The following is a 21,107-nucleotide window of genomic DNA, read 5'->3' on the forward strand; positions in this document are numbered from 1 at the left end:
GCATCATTATAGAAGAATTTTTCACATTTGATGACAATGTATCTGAGAGCGAAAAATTGGAAAAAACAATTGAAATTCTTAACTGTGAAATAATGGCACTTATACCTACAGTGAGGGATTATATTGAAGTTAAAGATATTAATAATAGACTTGAAAGATTGCGTGCAGAGTTTAATGATAAAAAGCAAAAACACATAGAAGTGCTAACAATGAATGAGCGAATCAATTCCAATGTTTGCAACAAAATGGCAGAAGCTGTGCAAAATCACAACATTGATGATTTTAACGAATGCTATAAAGAAATATCGAGATTAAGTGGCAAATACGAGGCGCAAAATTTTAGACGTTCTGCTATTGAAAAAATAAACAAAGTTGCACCAGCTTGGGCGCATGCTATTCAAAATCGAGATGGCATACACGGTGAAAAATCTGTTCCTGAAAATATTTTAGACGTTTGGAAATATAAACAATTCTCAGCTACTCTTGACGATATTACAAAAGAATCTTTTGAAAAATTACAACTGGAAACAGTGAAATTATCAAAAGAATTAAGAAAAACAACTGAACAACTGGTTGCACATAAGGCATGGTATCATGTCTTGTTGCGCATAGAAAAAAATAATTCCATGCGACAATCTCTTACAGGCTGGCTGCAAACTATTAAGAAAATAGGCAAGGGTACTGGTAAAAAAGCTCCTATGCTTAGGCGCAAATCAAGAGAAAACATGTTGATGCCCAAAAAGCTGTTCCAGCTTGGATTATGCCAGTTACAAAAATAATGGACAATTATAATCCTGATGTAAATAAATTTGATGTGATAATTATTGATGAAGCGAGTCAATCAGATGTTTCTGCGCTGGGCTTGTTTTATATGGCTCATAAAATAATTGTTGTCGGAGATGATAAACAGGTGAGTCCATCAGCAATTGGCATGGTTGATGATAAAATAGCCCAGCTTCGCACTATACATATTGAGAGAAAAATTCCAAATGACCATTTATACGATGGGACAACGTCACTCTATGATATAGCAATGACCACATTTAACCATTAATGCTAAAAGAACATTTCCGCTGCGTGTCTGATATTATAAATTATAGCAATAAACTTTCGTATGATGGAAAAATCAAACCACTTCGTGATACAAATGAAATTTATACAACGCCACATATTATAAATTATTCCGTTGACGGCAAACGAAAAGGCAAGACAAACAAAACCGAAGCTGAAACAATAGTATCTATAATTAAAGCTTGTACCGAACAAGAAGAATACAAAGATAAAACTTTTGGCGTTATTTCATTATTAGGAAATGAAAAAGACGAGCAGGTAGGCTTGATACAAAACTTAGTTGGCGAACGATTGGATTTGGCACTAAAAGAAAAACTTAATTTGCGAGTAGGTGCCGCTCCTGACTTTCAGGGCGATGAGAGAGATGTTATATTGCTGTCAATGGTTGATAGCAATGAAAATGATGGACCGCTTCGATTGTCTGATATTGAGAAAAGAGAAACCAAGCAACGATATAATGTTGCAGTAAGTCGTGCGCGCGATCAAATTTGGATTGTTAATTCATTAGACCTATCACGCGATTTAAAAACAAATGATATAAGAAGAGATTTATTAGAATATGCAAACGACCCAAAATTATTCTCGGATAAAATTCTAAATATAAAAATCAAATCAGAATCACCGTTTGAGCGTGAAATAGCTGAATTTTTAGTAAGCAAAAATTATAATATTATTCAACAATGAGAGGTTGGGGCCTATCGAATTGACCTGGTTGTAAATTGTGGAAATAGAAAAATAGCACTTGAATGTGACGGTGAATGCTATCACAGCACCGAAGAACAGGTTAAAAATGATATGGAGCGGCAAACTATTTTAGAACGTTTGGGCTGGTATTTTATCCGCATTAGGGGCAGTGAATTTTATCGTAGTAAAGAAAAAACTTTTGAGCGACTAACGAGTGAACTTGAAAATTATAATATTTATCCCGAAGATATGGTGTCGGAAAATAAAAACGAACGCTCTTTGCTTGAAAAAATCAAAATCAGAGCAACGCAAATCCGCGAGGAGTGGGAAGCGGAATATAACGCAGAGCAGGATGAAGCTATTACTACAAATACCACTTTTTCTAATATAGGTAATCAAAATGAATAATAATTAAATTATAATCTACCGAACTCAAGACGAACAAACAAAAATTGATGTCAAAATCGAAAAAGCACCATCTGGTTTTCGCAAAGTCAGACGACAGAACTTTTTCAAACTACAAAACAAAACATCAGCCTGCATATTAAAAATGTTTTTGAAGAAGGTGAGTTGGACGAGATTTCAGTTGTCAAAGATTTCTTGACAACGATACCTTAGAATTCGGTGGTTTCTTAAATTCGGCCGCATCGCGATGTGTCGTCTTCCTTCTCGCCGTTTTAACGCAAATCACGGTGGATTCAGAGGATCATTCGCATGCAGAACAGAGATAAGCCGAAAAATGAGGCTGCGGAGGAAATCAAGATTCAACCAGATTGTAAATCTCTTCCTTGAGGATGGATCTAGCCATCTCATTCGGTATATCGGTTTTGACAATTCTTCCTTTGACGAACAGGACGGCCTTAGTTTTACCGAAGGCTATGCCCACATCAGCATCCTTCGCCTCTCCCGGACCGTTAACCTTACAACCCATAAGAGCTACATTGAGATACATCCCAATATCCGCAATGTCCTTTTCAAATTGCTCTACAATCTCTGCCAGATTTGTTTTGCATCTGCCGCATGTAGGGCATGATATGATATTTATACCGGTTTTTCTGAGACCCATGTCCCGCAGAATGTGATAGGCGGCAATTACCTCGTAGGTTGGATTACCTGTGAGAGATACTCTTATTGTATCCCCGATACCTTCGTTAAGTAAGATACCTATGCCTATGGACGATTTGATGACTCCCGAAAACACAGGCCCGGCTTCCGTGATGCCCACGTGAAGTGGGTAATCCGACACTTTTGAAAATTTTTTGTATGCCTCTATGGTCTCGAAAATGTCTGATGCCTTGAGAGAGACTTTGAGTTGTGTCCAGCCGGCATCCTCAAAAAGCTTTGTATAATATAATGCACTCTCTACCATAGTCTTCGCGTTGGGCTTCGCATGATTTTGGAGCAGGCGTTTTTCTATTGAACCGATATTGATGCCGATCCGCACGGGTGTACTCGTATCTTTTGCAAGCAGGGCAATTTCTTTTATCTTCCGAACATTGTTTATTGTTCCCGGGTTTATCCTTATTCCATCTATACCCGACTCCATGGCCCGGAGGGCAATTTTATGATTAAAATGAATATCTCCGACAATCGGAACATCTGTTTCCTCTTTCAGGAAGGGGACGATCTTACATGTATCAAGCTCGGGAAGGGCAATCCTTACAATCTCGCATCCTGCTTTCTTCAGTTCTCTTGTCTGATTCAGTGTTTGCTGAAAGTTTTCCGGATCCGCCTTGAGCATGGATTGAACCACTATTGGACTATTCCCCCCTATAGAAACATTACCGACTTTAATTGTCTTTGTCTTCTTTCTTTTCATATATACAAGCTATCCTTAAAATGATTATGAGAATGAGCCGATGGGCCGCCTGACCCGCACAACCGAGCTCATTGTATACAACTATACATCCTTTCGAAAACCTTGTCAATGTCATAATTTCTTTCGTGACGCACGCCCTTACCATGCTGAAACCTGAAATCTCAGTCCACGAGTGCGTTACTTACACACCGCAGTCATTACATTGACACGCGGATCGGCAGAATCACTGTTGCCACGCCGTTCCATTGGAGCCTTCGTTGGATGGAAAAAGCGGTCTCATTATGGAGTATTTTCTGAAAAGGGTTCTCGTGACGAAACACTAGTTTTCCGGTGAATACTGTCGACCTCGGAAACTCTCTTACTACCGTTTCCGCAAGCTCGGTCACTGTATCCACGACATCCGTTCCCACATCCATTCTGAAATCTGCTGGAAATCCATGCTGACGCGTAATTTTCACGTATTTCTCGAGATCTTTTTTCACGGAGGCTTTCAGTGCTTCAATTTCGGCAATGCCTTTGAAGGTACCAGAATCAATTTCCGCGACAGCGACAAAGATAAAATTGGCATACACATTAGGGAAAGACCGAACGATTGACAAGAGCGTATGAAGTCCAAACCCGTTAAACCCACTTACCAGCAATATTGCAGTCATATTCCTGAGGTCAACCGGTTTGGCGTTAAAAGGAGTAACTGCAGGTATGTCGGATAACATGTCGGCCAGTTTTCCCATGACTTGACTCACTTTATTATAGTGCCTTCGTATAAGGTAACATAATCCTATCACAAAGGAAGTGATTACGATGGTAACCCATCCGCCCTCTTCAAATTTTTCGTAAAGAGTAACTACTAGGATTGTTACGCAAACCATAAATCCTATAAGGTGGATAACAATATGTTTTTTTCCGTTTTTGCCTTTCTCCTTATTTTTCATGAAAAATCTGGCCATTCCGAACTGGGATAGGGAAAAAGTAACAAACACGTTAATTGAGTACATGATTACAAGGGATGTAATGGAGCCATGTGTATAAATAAGGATGGCAAATGCGGCCACACCCATTAACAATACACCATCTTGCATTGTCAGTCGCTCGGAAAGAGCTGCGAACCGGCGTGGAAGCCAGCGGTCTATCGCCATGTTCGCCATGACGGCCGGACCGCTCGCAAAACCAGACTGGGCTGCTACAACAAGAATAGCGCCCTCCGATAATATCGTGACCAGGGCGACGACGTTACCCAGGGGCCATTCTCCGAAAACTTTCTCGGAAAGGATGGCGTTCAGAGTCTTCCCTTCTGTTGGTTTTATATTGAACAGAAGATAGCATATGAGGAGTCCCCCTGCGGTTACGGCCAGCGAAGTGGCCATATATATCATGGTCCGTTTTCCGGTCTTAATTTTTGGTTCCCGCATGATGTGCATAGCATTGGAGACAGCCTCAATTCCTGTATAAGTACCGCCCATAGAGAAAGCGCGCAGGAATATACCCATCATACCTACGCATCCAAGAGTCGAAAATCCCCCGGTGAAGCCTGCAGTCAGATTCTCCGTCAAAGGTCTTACCTGGGACGCATGACTCACTATGCCGTATCCTATGAGTACGGCATGAGTTACAACAAAAATAAAGAAAATAGGTACAAACATCTTCACTGACTCTTTTACTCCTCTCAGATTAAAAACAACCAGAACAATAATGAGAAATCCTACAAAAATCAGTTTGTATTTCTGAAACGAGAGAGGAAAAAAACTGAAAATAGAATCACCGCACGATACAAGGGATACAGTAATGGTGAACATGTAGTCGACAAGAAGAGCGCATCCCGAAATTACACCCGCGCCTTTGTTAATGGTGTGGGTTGCGACGATGTAACCTCCTCCCTGTGGAAAATGCTCAATTATCCTAGAGTAAGTATAAGATATAACGATCACGGTGAAAACGGTTGCCAAAGCCAGAAAAATGACCAGGTAAGTGTGCTGCCCCAAAGCTCTGAATGTTTCTTCTGGACCATACGAAGCAGATGACAGACCGTCGGCGCCAAGTCCTATCCATGCAAGTATTGGAATTAGCGAAATCTTGTGGAATATGGAAGGCTCGGTAACACTTCGGGGTGTCCCTATGAGCGTCCGTTTCACTTTTTCAACGAAAGTCAACTTATGGTCTGAGATATCTTCGCCCATACTGCCCTCCGTCGAGGGGGACCCGCGCTTTATTTCGTTGGTAAAGGTATTTTAGCTTCATCACAGACTGTATCTGAATATTTGTTTACTCAATTCACAATAGGTTACCCCTTACCATGAAGAAATTCAACATTTTCGTTGGTTTTGGTTTACAGGCTGCGGTGACCATCGGCGATATAAAGTATAGGGTATTAATGAAGCGGTGATAGGGGTGTCCATATCTGACAATAAAGCCGCTTAAAAGGAGATACGGTTCTTTTCTGGAAGTGGTTTGACAAATAAGCTATTTTAATATTGAATAATGCTCATGCCAGAAGTTCCATCTTTTCCTGAGTTTAAATCCATTGAGCTTGGGGATCGCAGTGTTTTCACTCGTATTTTGAAAGAATACCAGCCTGAGACTTCGGAGTGGACCTTTACGAATCTTTTTATTTGGCGTGACCATTACCGGTTTCGGTGGTCCGTCTATGGAAATTTACTTATCATAACTGGTGAGCAAGACGGGACCGGCGCCTATGTGATGCAACCTATGGGGCCGCCCCCAAGACGAGACACCGCCCTGACGGTCTTGAAATGGCTTAGAAAGGAAGAAGGAGTATCCCTCCCAACCATAGAGAGGGTGGATGCGCAGATGATAGAAGAACTCCATGGAGCACCTGGTTTATTTATTGAGCCCACTCATGATCATTACGATTATGTCTACCTGAGAGATGATCTTGTGCAACTTGCCGGAAACAAGTATCGTACCAAGAGAAATCGCATCAACAGAATCACGCGAAATCACAGTTTCACGTTTGAACCCCTTGAGGAGCGCCATTTAGAAGCATGCCTTGAATTGCAATCTAATTGGTGCGAGGTACGACGTTCCGAGGAAGACCTTAGTCTCTTGGGAGAGTGGGGGGCAATTCAGGAAGCCATGGAGAATTTTGAGGCCCTCGGGCTTCAGGGAGGCGTGATCACTATCGGGGGAAAGGTGAAAGCCTTCTCTGTAGGTGAAATGCTGAATGACGCCACGGCGGTAATTCATATCGAGAAAGCAAATCCTGAAATATCGGAACTCTATACGATCATAAACCAACGATGCGCTCAGGAATGCTGGAATGTGCGTTATATCAACCGGGAGCAGGACCTTGGAATACCTGGGCTGAGAGAAGCCAAACTTTCCTATCACCCTCACCATATGGCACCCAAATACAGGGTTACTTTAACCGGCTTCGAGTAATAAATAAATTCCTCCTGTCCGGTTCGTTCTTCGGGCGGCCGCCCCTGTGTGGTGCCTCGCCGAATGAGACTCAGCGATAGTTTTATTGGCCTATTTTCAAGACCTTAGCGCCTCGTATTTTGCTTTCCCTAAGTTCGGCTACAGCCCTATTCGCTTCCTCAAGGTCGAATATCTGGATCTCTGGTCTTATCGGTATCTCCGCTGCCAACTCAAGAAATTTGCTTACATCCCACCGTGCGACATTAGCCACGCTTTTCAGCTCCTTCTCGAGCCATAAGTGAGTGGGGTAGTCGAGGTCAAGAAGAGACTCTTTGTCGGTTGACTCTTTGCGAATAGCATTTACGACAAGCCGACCTCCTTTTCTGAGGTTCTTCATAGACTCCAAGATCGGTTTCCAAGCGGGTGTTGTATCAATAATTGCATGAAGTTTCTCTGAAGGATCATCCTCTATACGTCCTGTCCAAAAGGCCCCAAGCTCTCGCGCCAGCCCCCTTTCGGACTCGCTTCTTGCGAAAACAAAAATCTTGCTTCTCGGGTACATGTGAAGTGCCATCTGTATCACAAGATGGGCGGACGCGCCGAACCCGGTAAGACCCAAATTTTCTCCATCTTGCAAGTCCGTAAACCTCAAAGAACGGTAACCGATCGCTCCGGAGCAAAGCAGGGGAGCAGCTTCAATATCAGGAAATGATGGCGGAATCGGAAATGCATAATCTTCTGGGACCAAGGTAAACTCGGCATAACCGCCATGGACATCCCTGCCGGTTGCCTTAAAGTTGTCACACAGATTGTCATTACCCTCGGCGCAGTACCGACATTTCCCGCAGGAAGAGTGAATCCAAGCCACGCCGACGCGGTCTCCTGTTTTGAACTTGGTTACCTTCTTTCCGGCCCTTTCGACTCTCCCTACGATCTGATGTCCAGGGATTATAGGGAGAAAAGCAGGGGCTGTCCGTCCTTCTATCTCATCAATTTCCGTGTGACAAACCCCACAGGCTGAGACCCTCACAAGGAGATCATTCTCTCCTTCAATGGGCACAGGCATATCTATCAGTTCCAATGGGTTGGTCCCTGAGCCAAGGCTGCCGATCCTCGTTATTACCATCGCTCTCATTCAGTCAACCTCCTCGCAAAACAGTTACCACTGGTGCTGGGACGTATCGCTTATTAAACAAAACCGGAAGGCGCACGACCCATTTACCGCGGATTACGCTCGGTTTGGTACCGAAATTTATTGACAAACTATCTGCCGAGAATTTACTATAACTCTTGCTTGCCGGTTTGTCCAGCGGGCGGGTTGGAAAGATGGTGGCCGGTTCAAAACGGCGTATATTCCATTTTTCCAATGGCCAGCTACAGCAAAGGAGGACTATAGTGAAGATCAGAAGGGCAGTGATAAGTGTCTCCAGCAAGGACTATTTATCGGAACTTGCATTGTTTCTTAAAAATAGCGGGGTGGAGCTATTGTCTACCGGGGGCACAAAGAAATTTCTTGACGACATCGGTGCCGATCCCTTGGAGGTTAGTTCTTATACAGGTTTTCCAGAAATAATGGATGGGAGAGTTAAGACACTCCATCCAAAAATTCATGGAGGAATTCTCAACATACGAGACAACGAAGAACATCAGAAAGCAATGGAATCTCTGGACATAAAACATATTGATATGATCGTCGTGAACCTCTATCCCTTTAAGGAAGTGATAAACAAAGGCTGTACATTCGAAGAAGCAATTGAGAATATCGACATCGGGGGGCCTTCAATGATTCGGGCTGCTGCGAAGAATTTCAAATACATGACTGTTGTGATTGATCCGGACGATTACGGAAAAGTAATGGAAGAAATGAAGACCCACTATGGAGAGACTACTGAGGAGTTTAGATTTTATCTCGCGAAAAAAGTTTTTTATCTGACTTCGGATTATGACAGGGCGATTCATGCGTACCTGTTTGAATCAAAACTTTAGGGAAGGCGATTCATGAAGGTACTTATCATAGGAAGCGGGGGCAGGGAGCACGCTCTTGCGTGGAAATTATCGCAATCGGATCTAGTAAAATCCATATTGTGCGCACCGGGAAATGGCGGCATATCGGACATTGCCGACTGCGTCGAGATTGATGTCAATAACACGGATGGGTTGGTTCGGCTGGCAAAGCGGGAGAAAATTGATCTTGCTGTTGTGGGGCCGGAAAACCCCTTGGCTCAAGGCATTGTAGATCAATTTAATGGTACCGGGATCGCAGTTTTTGGCCCGTCCATGAAAGGTGCCGAGATAGAAGCAAGCAAACTCTTCGCTAAGGAAATGATGGTTGGAAATGGAATACCGACGGCCCCCTTCAGGAGTTTTATCGATTACGATGATGCTGTGCGGTATATCAGGGACATTGCCGCGCCTTTCGTGATAAAGGCCGATGGTCTCTGCGCAGGGAAAGGTGCTTACGTAATAAAAGATAATGAAGAGGCGGAGAAGGTGCTGGAAGACCTCATGGTTCGTAGGATCTACGGGAATGCAGGTGTGAAGATTATCATTGAGGATTTCCTTTCCGGGGTAGAGGCGTCTTGCCTTGCGTTTACCGACGGAAAAACCATTCTGCCTATGCTTCCGTCCCAGGATCATAAGCCTCTTCTCGATAATGGTGAAGGGCCAAATACGGGAGGGATGGGGGCTTATACGCCCATACCTTTCGTGGATGGCCAGATGGATGACCTAATACATTCGCAGATCATGATGCCGATGATTATGGCTTTACGCAACCGAGGGATCGTATATAAGGGGGTATTATACGGCGGATTAATGATAAGAGACGGCAATCCCTTTGTCATTGAGTTTAATGCCCGATTGGGAGATCCGGAGACGCAACCCATTCTCTTCAAGATGGAAAGCGATATTGTTCCGATTTTAATGGCATGCGTGGAAGGACATCTGGACAGTATCCCCGAGATAAAGTGGAAACCAGGTGTTTCCGTTTGCGTGGTACTGGCTTCGAAAGGCTACCCGGACAAACCGGAGAAAGGAAAGGCGATAAGAGGTCTGGAGGAACTTAAAAAGCGTGACAACGTGATGGTTTTCCACGGGGGTACGAAAAAGACGGGAGATACGTATTACACGTCTGGAGGTAGGGTCCTAGGAGTGACCGCCACAGGCAATACGTACGAAGAAGCCATAAGAATTGTATATGATGCAGTGTCGTGTATCGAGTTTGAAGGCATGCAATACAGGAAAGATATCGCCGGTAAGGCGCTTAAAATTATGAAGGAAAGGGACACCAAGCATGAATAGGAATTACAATATTGCAGTCATTCCAGGAGACGGAACCGGCCCGGAAGTAATCACCGAAGGCGTAAAAGTTCTTAATGCTGTATCCCACAAATTGGGTTTCACTCTCAGCTATACGGAATATGACCTCGGGGGCGAAAGATATATGAGGACAGGCGACCTGCTTCCGGAGAGCGTTTTATCCGAACTGAGGCAATTCAACGCAATCTATCTCGGCGCCATCGGTCACCCTGACGTGAAGCCTGGCATTCTTGAAAAAGAGATACTCCTGAAGGCAAGGTTTGAACTGGACCAGTATGTAAACCTGAGACCCGTAAAACTCTACGAAGGAGTCGATACGCCTCTCAAAAACAAGGGACCTGCAGAGATTGACTTTGTGGTAGTCAGGGAGAATACCGAGGGTCTGTATACGGGTGCTGGCGGTGTACTGAAGAAGGGCACTAAAGATGAGGTAGCAGTTCAGGAGTCGATCAACACGCGTAAAGGGGTGGAAAGATGTGTAAGGTTTGCTTTCCAGTATACAAAAAAACGGGGCAAGGAAAAGAAGCTCACTTTATGCGGGAAAACAAATGTTCTCACGTACGCGTTTGATCTCTGGTCAAGGACGTTTTATGATGTTGCGAAAGAGTATTCTGATATAACGGCAGATTATGCACATGTTGATGCCATGAGCATGTGGATGATCAAGAATCCCGAATGGTTCGACGTTATCGTGACAGACAACATGTTTGGAGATATTATCACGGACCTAGGGGCCATGATACAGGGCGGAATGGGAATAGCGTGCGGTGGCAATATCAACCCTGAGGGCGTGTCGATGTTCGAGCCTATTGGTGGTTCCGCACCAAAATATACGGGCATGAACGTCATAAACCCGCTCGCGGCGATTATGGCCGGCGGGATGCTCCTGGAGTTTATAGGTGAACAGGAAGCCTCAGATCTTATTGAGAAAGCTGTTCAGCAGGCCATTGTCAAGAACATAAAGTCGCAGGATGCAGGAAAAATGGGTATGGGGACCTGTGAGGTAGGAGACCTTGTTGCCAAAATAGTGACAAACCTTTAGTCCCGTCCGTTGGGGTTCAGCTCTTTAAACTTTTTCCCTAGAGTGTTCCTGTCAATGTCGAGAAGTTTTGCGCCTTGGGGGTGACTTTTTTAAGACGCATTGCTGCGTTACGAAGATTTTTTCGGCATAATATGGACATCGCCGTTGTTCTTTGTGGGCAGGAGATTGACTATATGCTAAAATTACGCCTCAGCTCGTCTCTCAAAGAGTGTAGTAATTAACGGAACCCCTTGGGGGGTACAATTGTTAAAATCTTGTCATTTTCATAAATACTTTTATAGTTGCTTTCTAAACTTTAATTAGTACCGATAAGAGATATTATGTTAACTTTTATCTAAGACCCACCTCTTTTACACACACTTCTTGAAAAGGCTCCGATTTGCCTCTCGTTTTTTTCTCTCATAGCGGAACATTACCCTTATCCGTTATATTGTTGTGACGCATGTATCTTTGGAACCAATACTTGTACTTGTATTGAAGAAGGTATGAAAACCAACTTTCAGCTTCAATACTACCGGTAAATTATAAATCGTTTTCAATGTCTATCCACAATGTCTTAAACTACGGCACCAGACTCTATGACAGAATGAATTCTCCCATCGGGCTGCTTTCAGGCCAAGGAATATATAAGATTGTTACATTTCTACAAAATATTTCAGCCGTTTCGCTCTGCTATGGTGCTTCAGTTTTCTTAGCGCCTTAGCCTCGATCTGACGAATTCGCTCCCTCGTAACATCGAAAACCTCTCCCACCTCCTCAAGGGTGTGGTCATACTTTTCTCCAATACCAAAACGCATTCTCACCACCTTTTCTTCTCTGGGAGTCAGGGTTGCCAGCGTTTTGTCCAATTGGTTTGCCAGGTCATCACATATGGCATATTCCTGCGGGCTCGGCGTGCTTCTATCTTCTATAAAGTCGGCAAGATGGGTATCATCCTCGTCGCCGACAGGGGTTTCAAGGGAGATAGGTTCTTTGGTGATCTTAAGAACTTTCATCACTCTATCAAGAGAAAATCCTATCTTCCGGGCAATCTCATCCGGCTTGGGTTCTCTCCCCAATTCCTGGACCAGGTTCCGGGAAACCCTGATTATCTTATTGATAGTTTCAATCATATGGACAGGTATCCGTATTGTTCTTGCCTGATCGGCTATGGCCCGTGTGATTGATTGCCTGATCCACCAGGTAGCGTAGGTGCTGAATCTATAACCTCTTTTGTATTCAAATCTATCGACTGCTTTCATTAAGCCGATGTTTCCTTCCTGGACAAGATCAAGAAGGGAGAGCCCGCGGTTCATATATCTCTTCGCAATACTCACTACGAGGCGAAGATTGGCTTTGACCAACTCATTCTTGGCAAACGCGCATCCATCTTCAGTCTTCTCCACTCTCTTCAGATATTCTCTGAGTTCTTCTGGGTCCATTCCCATTTCTGCTTGCACCATCTCAAGCTTTCTTCGGATCATCTTCGTGCCAGTTTGTTTCTGCAGATCGTTTTCAAGGATTTCGATCTTGTCTACATAGCGCCTCATCCGTTGCACTATTCTTTCGATAATCTTCCTACCGAGGTTTATGTCGGCAATAATAGTATGGATCTCCGCAGAAACGGCCGCTTTATTGGTCGCCTGAGCAGATTTATACCGATCATTGATCTCCTTCAATCTATCCAGTAGGATTATTACCCGATTTCGCTGAAATTCTACTTCTGAATCACTCTCTTCTTCATCGACTTCCATCGTAATATCCTGGATGCTCATCTTCCCTGATTTTAGAGAAGGTAAGGCGGCAAGCAATTCTCTGACCGTCCCCGGAAAAGAAAGGATGATCTGCTTGATTTCTTCTTTCGCCTGCTCCATTTTGACGGCTATCTCTTTTTCTCCTTCTTTTGCAAGGAGCGTCATACCGGCCATTTCTCTAATGTAATGCCGGATGGGATTTGTTAAGTTGTCTTCTATTGCCCCTTCAAGGTTTTCCTCCATGACACAGTGGTTGTCACCCGGTTCAACAATGCCTGTGTCATTCTCCGTTGCTTCCATATCGAAAAGCTCAATCTCATCAAACATGCTTTCCGGCTTATCTTTGTCCGACATAGGAATAAAGAAATCTCCGTCTTTCAGGCTTCTATCATAAGAAAAAAAACCTCTGGTCTTTTCAGGCATGGTTCCCCCGCTATACAAAATGTGATTTTATAAATGCCAATACCTGTTTTTTTTGCTGGAGAAGTTCCATAACTTTTTTATCGTTACCATTCCTTTCAGCTTCCGACAATCTTTCGGTTATCCGCTCCGCCTCTTCTTTCATGTATTTTTTCTCTACATGTTTAAGATAGTCGGACAGGATTCTCTTTGATTCCGTCTCATCGCATTCGGCCACATCAAGAGCCGACTGAACTACGAAATCTCTCAAATTGGTATTGTCTAGCAATCCGATAAAGCTGTTGATCTCCAACTGTTTTTTTTCCTCAAAATATTCAAACATTCTTTTCAAAACTTCCTTTATATCATCATTCTTTACGTGTTTTATCACCTCCCTACCGTTCATTGCATGGATTAACGACGGATTGTTTATCAGGACCCCTACCACCCTTTTCTCAATAATATTCGTCGTATCCTTTCTCGTAGGCTTTGAAACTTGCCCCGTCGTGGTCGTTCCCTTAAAACTGTCGAAAAAGTGCTCCTCTTCTACACCGGTCAGTTCCGAGAGCCTTTGTATATAAAGCCTTTTCTTGATCCCATCCCGTATTGTCTCAACGTGAGGTGTTACCGTCTTTATAAAGGTCAGTTTGCCTTCAAGCTTATCGAGCTTGCATCTTGCCATATAATAGTCAAAGAAATAATCAAGAATCGGTTTTTTGCACTCTGAAAGTGTGTCCAAACCCCCCGTTCCTTTTTCACGAACAAAACTGTCAGGATCATGCCCGTCTGGAAGCACGATCATACTCCCGTTAATATCCATTTCCGAAAGGATCCCTATGAGCCTCAAGGCACTCTTTACTCCCGCCTCATCTCCGTCAAGCATGAGGGTTATATTTTCAGTGTAGTTTCGGAGCTTAGAGAGCTGTCCTTCGGTAATTGATGTTCCAAGAGTGGAGACCACATTTTTAATGCCGTTCAAATAAAGCGCTATAAGATCAAAGTAGCCTTCCACAATAAAAACTTCATTCTTTTCCGTAATATACTTTTTTGCCTTATCTATTCCAAAGAGAGAAAAACGCTTCGAAAATATGGAAGACTCTGGTGAGTTAATATACTTGGGAATTGCGTCCTTCTCCATGGCACGCGCCCCGAACCCGACTACTTTTCTAGTCACATCAAAGATGGGGATTACGATCCGGCCCCTGAAAATATCGTAGATATCACCATCTTTCATTCTCAGGATTCCTGTCCCAAGAAGAATGTCATCAGGTATGTGCGCACTCTTGAGAAAACCTCTCATGCTGTACCTTTGGCGGTCGCTGAAACCAATCTTGAATTCATTAATCCCATCTTGATTGAGGCCACGATCCGAAAGGTACCGAAGCGCTGAAGGATTGCTTTTCAGGCAATCGTGATAGTGTTCCACCAGTCTTGCAAGGGCATCATGCTGTTTGGGCCTCTTTGTATTCCCTGCCTGCTCCAGTTTGATTCCGTACTGACCGGCGAGGGCTTCCAGAGCCTCCTGAAAACTAAGATTCTCATACTTTATTATGAAATTGATCGCATTGCCACCTTCGTGGCAACCAAAACAATAATATATTTGTTTATCAATACTTACAGTAAATGAAGGTGTTTTTTCTTTATGAAATGGACATAACCCTATGTAATCCTTACCTGCTTTCCTTAATTTGACATACTGAGAAACGACATCAAGAATATTAATCTTGTCAAGGACCTGGTCGATATTGGTTCTCATGGCAGTTCTACCACCGTTACGCCTGCATTTGTATTTCCCTCATCTCTCTTTAATTTTACGTAGTCTACGCCATGAAGATGTTTTTTGACCGCTGTCATCAGTTTGCCCGTGCCAACGCCATGCAATATCCGTACTCGTGGCATGCCTTGCAGTATTGCCCTATCTATAAATCTGTCGAGTTCTTCCATGGCCTCCTCGACTCGCATACCGATAAGATTCAACTCAGCTTCCGCTATGGGTTGAGCGGCAATCTGAACGCTTTTACCAGACAGGACTTTTCGCTCAATCGCTACTCGCTCAAGTTGCCCCATGGGCACTTTTGTCCTGATATTGCCCACCTGAATTTCACACATACCTTCTTCGTCAGTTTTCAGTACATACCCATTGGTCCCCAACGTGCGGACTCTAACATAATCGTCGACTTGAATATTCTGCGTGGCCTGCGCTGTGGCGGGCGTCTTGCCATCTACTCTGTTTTTTAGTGTTTTAAGCCGTTCTTTGGCGGTCTTTGTCGCCATTTTCTCTTTCTTCTCAAGTTCTCTGCGTATTTCTTCTATCTCAGTTTCAACTTCACGCATGCGAGACTCACATTGATCTTCAATCTTTTTTAAGTACTTCTCCCGGTTATCCTTGAGGAGGCGGAGTCTCTTTTTAGCCTCTTCTCTAAGCCTGGCCAATTTCTTCTGTTCTTCTTCAATTTTCTTTCCCCCTAACTCAAGAGCCATGACTAGATCATTCAACATGTGCTCCTGCTTTCCCAAGTATCCGTAACTGGCCTCAATAATGCTTGCAGGCAGCTCAAGACTCTTGGCTACGCTGATCGCATTACTGTAGCCCGCGATCCCGTAAACAAGTCTATACTTTGGCTTCATTGTGTCTTTATCGGACTCTGTGGCGACATTTAGGGCAAATGGCTTCGTGTAACCATACGCTTTCAGGAGGTTAAGGTGTGTTGTAACAACCACTCTGCACCCTTTTCCTACAAATCCGTCGATGATGCTCATGGAAAGAGCCGAGGCTTCCTGTGGTTCCGTTCCTCCGCCGATTTCGTCAATGAGCACAAGTTCGTCACCTTTTGACCGGTAGAACAATTCCTTTATGGTTTGCATATGGGCTGTAAAACTTGACAGCTCCATCGAAATATCCTGTTCGTCGCCCATAACCGCGAATATGTGAGAGGCAATGGGTACGAGCGGTCGGCCTGCCGCCGGAATGAAAAGGCCGGCCTGAGCCATCACGGACAAGAGGCCGATCGTCTTAAGAGCGGCGGTTTTGCCGCCTGCATTGGGACCGCTTATTATCATTGCCTTCTTATCGCTGCCCATAATCACATCTATGGGAACCGCTCTTTCCCGCTTCGAAAGCACAATAAAGGGATTTAGGGCTTGCTTTATCTCAAGGGACCCTCCCACGCTGATTTCTGGTCTCACACACCCAAACTCCAGACTGAAGAGGGCAAGACAATGATAAAAGTCCAGATTCCTGAGGATGTGCATGTTGATGGCCAGATCGCCCACAGAATCTCTCACGAAATCCGTCAACTCACTGAGAACCCTCTTCTCTTCTTCCCTTTCTTCCTCTTCCAGGACATTGATGGAATTGTTTAATTCGACGCACTCAATGGGTTCTGTAAATGAGGTTTTCAATGAGTGGGAATAGTCGTGTACAATGCCTTTCAGGGCTTCATTAAAATTAGGCTTCAGAGGGATTACATATCGGCCGTTTCTTATCGCTATATACGTATCTTGCAATACAGGGCGAACAGCTTCCCTGTCCATGATTCTTTCAAACTTTTTCTTTATTCGCTCTCTCAGACTGAAAAGATCAGACCTTATTTTTGACAGCTCATACGAGGCGGTATCTTCAATAAATCCTTCCACGTTTATGGTTTTCATTATTCGGGAGTTCACAGTATGAAGCGGCCTCAGAGCCTCAAGCACCTCTTCCGTGTATGGCCCTCTCACATGAGTCTTCCTAAGAAAAGAGGAGATATCATCGCATGCACTCAAGAAATGGGAAATAAGAATAAAATCTTCTGATCCCAACACGGTATTGCGGACCGAAAGCCTCTTTGATAAATCATCTATATCTGGGATGTCTGAGAGAGGGATCTTTCCGTCCCATTTGATAACTTCAAGAACTGACCCCAGTTTTTCTTGTTTTTCCATCACCTCGCTGGGATCACTCAAGGGCAACAGTCCGCTTATCATCTCATCGGCAAAATGTGTCGACGAATAGCTTTTTAAAATGTTGAGTAATTTTATGTAATCAAGATATGATAGGGTTTTGTCAACCATAAAGGGCTTTGACTATCTTATTTAGAAGATAGTCTTTTAAGCACCATTTCACTCAATACTTTTCCATCCACTCTTCCGGGATACTTCCCAAGGATAGTTTTAATGATTTTCCCCATATCTTTTTTATCTTTTGCTCCAGTTTCCTCAATCGCCCATTCGATTTCCTTTGCCATTTCCTCCTCCGTCAGCTGGGAAGGAAGAAACTCTTTCAATATTTCAAGTTCTTTTTCCTCTTTTTCAACCAGATCGTTTCTTTGCCCTTTCTTAAAATTTTCTATCGATTCAATATGTTGCTTTATGGATGTTTTGATGAGAGAGAAAAACTCGTCTTCGTTTATTTGTCCTATTTTTTCAACTTCTTTATTTTTGATAGAGGTCAAGATCATCCGGAACAGAGACAAGCGTACATGGTCTCTTCCTTTTAAAGCCTTCTTCAGACCTTCTTCAATCATGGTTTTATATTCCATTGTTAATAAAGACCTTATTGGCTGCCCGTCTTGTTTCCTAAGTCTTGTGAGGGTACCCTTCGAAGGGCTTCCTTTCGCATACACTTACGGCAGGCATCCGTGTCCCCCTCCTTTGAGTATAAAATAAAAAAATATGAGTATTGAATTGCTCTATTTAAACGTAATTTCCTGCCGAAGTCAATAGATTTGTTAAAGGTAACTTCCTACAAAAACGGATTCCTGAGTACAATGGTGTTCTCACGATCAGGTCCCACCGAGACTATATCAATCCGGACATGGAGTAATTCCTCCAGTCTTTGCAGGTATTTTTTTGTATTCAAAGGCAGGGCTTCATATCTGGTTATGTGTGTTGTCGGCGTCTTCCATCCCTCAATTTCCTCGTACTGCGGTTCTGAACGCTCATAATCGGCAACACTCAAGGGCGGAGAATTATGGAATCTTTTCCCTATCTTGTAACTGACGCATATCTTGATCGTATCAAACGAATCAAGGACGTCGAGTTTCGTGAGGCACAACCCATTTACACCATTCACCTTGAGTGCCCTTTTTACAATCACGGCGTCAAACCACCCGCATCTGCGCGGCCTGCCGGTAGTGGCCCCATATTCACCGCCAACTTCCCTCAACTTGAGGCCTTCATCGTCTTCGAGTTCGGTAGGGAACGGTCCCTCACCTACCCTGGTAGTATATGCCTTGCAGATGCCGAGTATATAATTGAGCGCCGTGGGGGGCGTTCCTGAACCAGACGCGATACTTCCCGACACGGTATTAGATGAAGTCACATAAGGGTAAGTGCCATGGTCGATGTCGAGATACGTGCCCTGAGCCCCTTCAAAGAGTATATTCTTTCCCTGTTCTATGTTTGTGTGCAGGAAACCTGCCGTATCGGCAGCGTATTTCTTCAGAACCTTTCTGTATCCGTTGAAGGACTTTATGACCTCTCTTGCACTGAAGCCTTCATCTTTGTAATATTTTTTGATCACAAAGTTTTTAAGCTCCAAGTTCTGTTTCACTTTCTCGGAGAATACTTTTTTATCTAAAAGGTCAATCACTCTTATGCCAAGCCTGCTCATTTTGTCCTCATAAGCAGGACCGATACCTCTTCCAGTTGTTCCTATCTTTTTTCTGCCTTTTGCTTCCCTCAGGGAATCCAGTTTTTTGTGATAAGGCATGATGACATGAGCAAGATGACTTAGGAGGAGTTTCTTATCATCGCTCAGATAACCAAGGCTTTTCAATTCCTCAATTTCCTTCTCGAATACATCAGGGTCCAGGACCACGCCGTTGCCGATAACACAATATTTTTTCTCATGGAGTATGCCAGACGGGAGGAGGTGAAGCACTACCTTCTGATCGCCTACCACAATCGTGTGTCCGGCATTGGCTCCACCTTGGAAACGCACAACCACATCGGCGTAGTTGCTAAGCATGTCTATTATCTTGCCCTTTCCTTCGTCCCCCCACTGAATTCCCACTACTCCTACGTTAGGCATATTTCCTCTCCAATTCTCTCTTGAGATAAGCAAACGTATATTTCTAATATACCTTGGAAGGCAAAATCAAATAAAATCAACACTTGGAAATTTATACAAGATGGTATCCTCCCAGTTATCCATAATTATGAGACGCTCACATCAGAGGACCACGTCTGCCCGGCCCAAAAAGGATAGATAGAGGAAGCATGCACCTATCGAAGGCTGATAAAGCGTCGGCCATTTCAAAAAATCAAACGCATACAGCCCATATATAATATAACTACCTTAGATCCAACCGACTATACTCAGACACAAAACCGGGTATTCCGAACGATGGTCCCCAGGATCATGAGCAAAAGTACCATCGAAGCCTTTCTGTTGCAACTCATCGTGGTTGGTGTTACAATTAAAAGAGGTATGCATGAAAATCGGGATAATCTCTGACACTCACGAAGATAAAATGAAGGCTTTGCAGTACATAGTCAGGAAAGAATTTTTGCCGAGAGGGGTTGATCTGATTATCCATTGTGGCGACATAATTCCTGAACACGTTAATCCTGAATTTTTTGGGAATCTGCCGGTAATCTGTGCCTTGACGGACGAGCAGGAAACTGATTGTGCGGAAGGAAGGGCTGATTCTCTTTGTCCCGGGGCCGAGCCGCCTGACTGGCGATTTACCCGTCCAGGAAAACGGATCGTGCAAATCGGAAAAATCAGCGCCTATGTCGGCCACAAGTTGTCATATGATTACTGGAAGTCGTCCAAGGGTGAGATTTACACGAAGATGTATGAAATTCGAAAAGATCATAACAATGTGAGATATCTGTTTGCTGGTCATATGCATCATCAAACTTTAATCGAATCTCCTCTCATCAGTTTCATAAATCCGGGGGCAACTGAAGGCGCCTTTGGTGATGCCGGAGGCTATGAGTTTGCCACGGTGGACACCGACAGCGGTGAGATTGTGTTCAGCAGGATAAAATATCCTCTGCCCGTGAAAAAGCCTCTCAGGCTTGGGGTAATTTCCGATTCTTTTGACGTCTCGGAAATGAATCCCAGTTTTTGGCGGAAGCTGGCAGGGAAATTTCGAGAGGCAGGCGTTACGCACATTATTCACTGTGGCAATATATCTTCCGAAGATGTCGGATTGGATGTGCTTTCCGATTTTCAGGTATTCTACTATTTACGGCCCGAACAAGAACGAAAAGCGCGTCAGCCTGACAATTGGATGCTTATCCCCATTGATCCGCCCATAGTCGAGATCAACGGATACAGGTTTTTGGTGGATTTAACGTTAAGCAGAAAGCTCCTCGGTAAGAGCGAGGCCGAAACTTATTCCATAACCAGTGGCATATTAAAGGCAAATCCTGAGACAAATTTTATACTTACAGGGTTTACGCAAAATGCATTCCTGGATGAGATGCAAAATATTGTGGTTCTTAACCCAGGAGATATAAAAAATGATCAGGACTACGTTATTATTGATTTGCCTAGATATGAGATCACCTTCTCCCACATTCAGCGCGAGCCTCTCCCGTTACTCGATTAACGTCTCCACAGGAAGAAGATAAATCCTGCCACCCGTCACGTTCTTGCTGCCAGGAAAGTCACCTCTTTCAAGGACGATGACCTGGAGATTGTTCTCTGCAAGTTTATACGCGCAGGAGAGTC

The 21,107-nt window shown here is 43.8% G+C and carries 16 protein-coding genes and 1 pseudogene; 9 read left to right on the top strand and 8 right to left on the bottom strand.

Annotated features, from left to right (window positions below; genetic code table 11):
• Positions 1-56: 56 nt before the first annotated feature.
• From LBQ00_05375 to LBQ00_05390, 4 genes are read left to right on the top strand one after another with little or no spacing between them, the layout of a single operon-like run.
• The gene (locus tag LBQ00_05375; GenBank protein ID MDR2018288.1) at positions 57-779 is read left to right on the top strand and encodes a hypothetical protein; all 723 of its coding nucleotides are present in this window, start codon (positions 57-59) and stop codon (positions 777-779) included.
• Positions 761-1,054: a hypothetical protein gene (locus LBQ00_05380; protein ID MDR2018289.1), complete on the top strand. Its 294-nt coding sequence runs from the start codon at positions 761-763 to the stop codon at positions 1,052-1,054. The genes LBQ00_05375 and LBQ00_05380 overlap by 19 nt, the downstream gene beginning before the upstream one ends.
• On the top strand, positions 1,054-1,755 hold the full coding sequence (locus LBQ00_05385) for a hypothetical protein (GenBank protein MDR2018290.1): 702 nt from the start codon (positions 1,054-1,056) through the stop codon (positions 1,753-1,755). The genes LBQ00_05380 and LBQ00_05385 overlap by 1 nt, the downstream gene beginning before the upstream one ends.
• Before the next feature lie 18 nt (positions 1,756-1,773).
• Positions 1,774-2,163: a DUF559 domain-containing protein gene (locus LBQ00_05390; GenBank protein ID MDR2018291.1), complete on the top strand. Its 390-nt coding sequence runs from the start codon at positions 1,774-1,776 to the stop codon at positions 2,161-2,163.
• 349 nt (positions 2,164-2,512) lie between these two features.
• Here the strand turns inward: LBQ00_05390 and ispG are convergent, their stop codons facing one another.
• Together ispG and LBQ00_05400 are read right to left on the bottom strand one after the other, a co-directional pair.
• On the bottom strand, positions 2,513-3,574 hold the full coding sequence (ispG, locus tag LBQ00_05395; protein ID MDR2018292.1) for a flavodoxin-dependent (E)-4-hydroxy-3-methylbut-2-enyl-diphosphate synthase: 1,062 nt from the start codon (positions 3,572-3,574) through the stop codon (positions 2,513-2,515).
• 197 nt (positions 3,575-3,771) lie between these two features.
• Positions 3,772-5,748, bottom strand: a complete 1,977-nt coding sequence (locus LBQ00_05400) for an APC family permease (protein MDR2018293.1) — start codon at positions 5,746-5,748, stop codon at positions 3,772-3,774.
• A 307-nt stretch (positions 5,749-6,055) separates the two neighbouring features.
• On the opposite strand from LBQ00_05400, the gene LBQ00_05405 reads away from it, so the two are divergent.
• Positions 6,056-6,970: a phosphatidylglycerol lysyltransferase domain-containing protein gene (locus LBQ00_05405; GenBank protein MDR2018294.1), complete on the top strand. Its 915-nt coding sequence runs from the start codon at positions 6,056-6,058 to the stop codon at positions 6,968-6,970.
• A gap of 82 nt (positions 6,971-7,052) precedes the next feature.
• Here LBQ00_05405 and LBQ00_05410 read toward each other — a convergent pair whose 3' ends face one another.
• Positions 7,053-8,084, bottom strand: a complete 1,032-nt coding sequence (locus LBQ00_05410; GenBank protein ID MDR2018295.1) for a zinc-dependent alcohol dehydrogenase family protein — start codon at positions 8,082-8,084, stop codon at positions 7,053-7,055.
• A 260-nt stretch (positions 8,085-8,344) separates the two neighbouring features.
• On the opposite strand from LBQ00_05410, the gene LBQ00_05415 reads away from it, so the two are divergent.
• From LBQ00_05415 to LBQ00_05425, 3 genes are read left to right on the top strand one after another with little or no spacing between them, the layout of a single operon-like run.
• Entirely contained in the window at positions 8,345-8,935 is a 591-nt protein-coding gene (locus LBQ00_05415) for an IMP cyclohydrolase (GenBank protein ID MDR2018296.1), read from the top strand.
• A 12-nt stretch (positions 8,936-8,947) separates the two neighbouring features.
• Positions 8,948-10,249, top strand: a complete 1,302-nt coding sequence (gene purD, locus LBQ00_05420) for a phosphoribosylamine--glycine ligase (protein MDR2018297.1) — start codon at positions 8,948-8,950, stop codon at positions 10,247-10,249.
• Positions 10,242-11,309, top strand: coding sequence for a 3-isopropylmalate dehydrogenase (locus LBQ00_05425; GenBank protein ID MDR2018298.1), 1,068 nt, complete (start codon positions 10,242-10,244; stop codon positions 11,307-11,309). The genes purD and LBQ00_05425 overlap by 8 nt, the downstream gene beginning before the upstream one ends.
• A gap of 635 nt (positions 11,310-11,944) precedes the next feature.
• Here the strand turns inward: LBQ00_05425 and rpoD are convergent.
• The 5 genes and pseudogenes from rpoD to LBQ00_05450 all read right to left on the bottom strand — a co-directional run bounded on the left by rpoD (position 11,945) and on the right by LBQ00_05450 (position 19,454).
• Positions 11,945-12,646, bottom strand: a pseudogene (rpoD, locus tag LBQ00_05430) (RNA polymerase sigma factor RpoD).
• Positions 12,647-13,475: 829 nt separating this feature from the next.
• The gene (gene dnaG / locus LBQ00_05435; GenBank protein ID MDR2018299.1) at positions 13,476-15,197 is read right to left on the bottom strand and encodes a DNA primase; all 1,722 of its coding nucleotides are present in this window, start codon (positions 15,195-15,197) and stop codon (positions 13,476-13,478) included.
• Positions 15,194-17,494, bottom strand: a complete 2,301-nt coding sequence (locus tag LBQ00_05440) for a Smr/MutS family protein (GenBank protein ID MDR2018300.1) — start codon at positions 17,492-17,494, stop codon at positions 15,194-15,196. The genes dnaG and LBQ00_05440 overlap by 4 nt, the downstream gene beginning before the upstream one ends.
• Positions 17,495-17,511: 17 nt before the next feature.
• On the bottom strand, positions 17,512-18,045 hold the full coding sequence (locus LBQ00_05445; GenBank protein MDR2018301.1) for a GatB/YqeY domain-containing protein: 534 nt from the start codon (positions 18,043-18,045) through the stop codon (positions 17,512-17,514).
• A 119-nt stretch (positions 18,046-18,164) separates the two neighbouring features.
• A complete protein-coding gene (locus LBQ00_05450) occupies positions 18,165-19,454 on the bottom strand; it encodes an adenylosuccinate synthase (GenBank protein ID MDR2018302.1) in 1,290 nt (429 codons plus the stop codon).
• A 403-nt stretch (positions 19,455-19,857) separates the two neighbouring features.
• Here LBQ00_05450 and LBQ00_05455 point away from each other — a divergent pair, with 403 nt between their 5' ends.
• A complete protein-coding gene (locus LBQ00_05455; protein MDR2018303.1) occupies positions 19,858-20,985 on the top strand; it encodes a metallophosphoesterase family protein in 1,128 nt (375 codons plus the stop codon).
• Positions 20,986-21,107 lie beyond the last annotated feature (122 nt).

This window comes from Syntrophobacterales bacterium (assembly GCA_031274925.1).
Lineage (GTDB): Bacteria > Desulfobacterota > Syntrophorhabdia > Syntrophorhabdales > Syntrophorhabdaceae > PNOM01.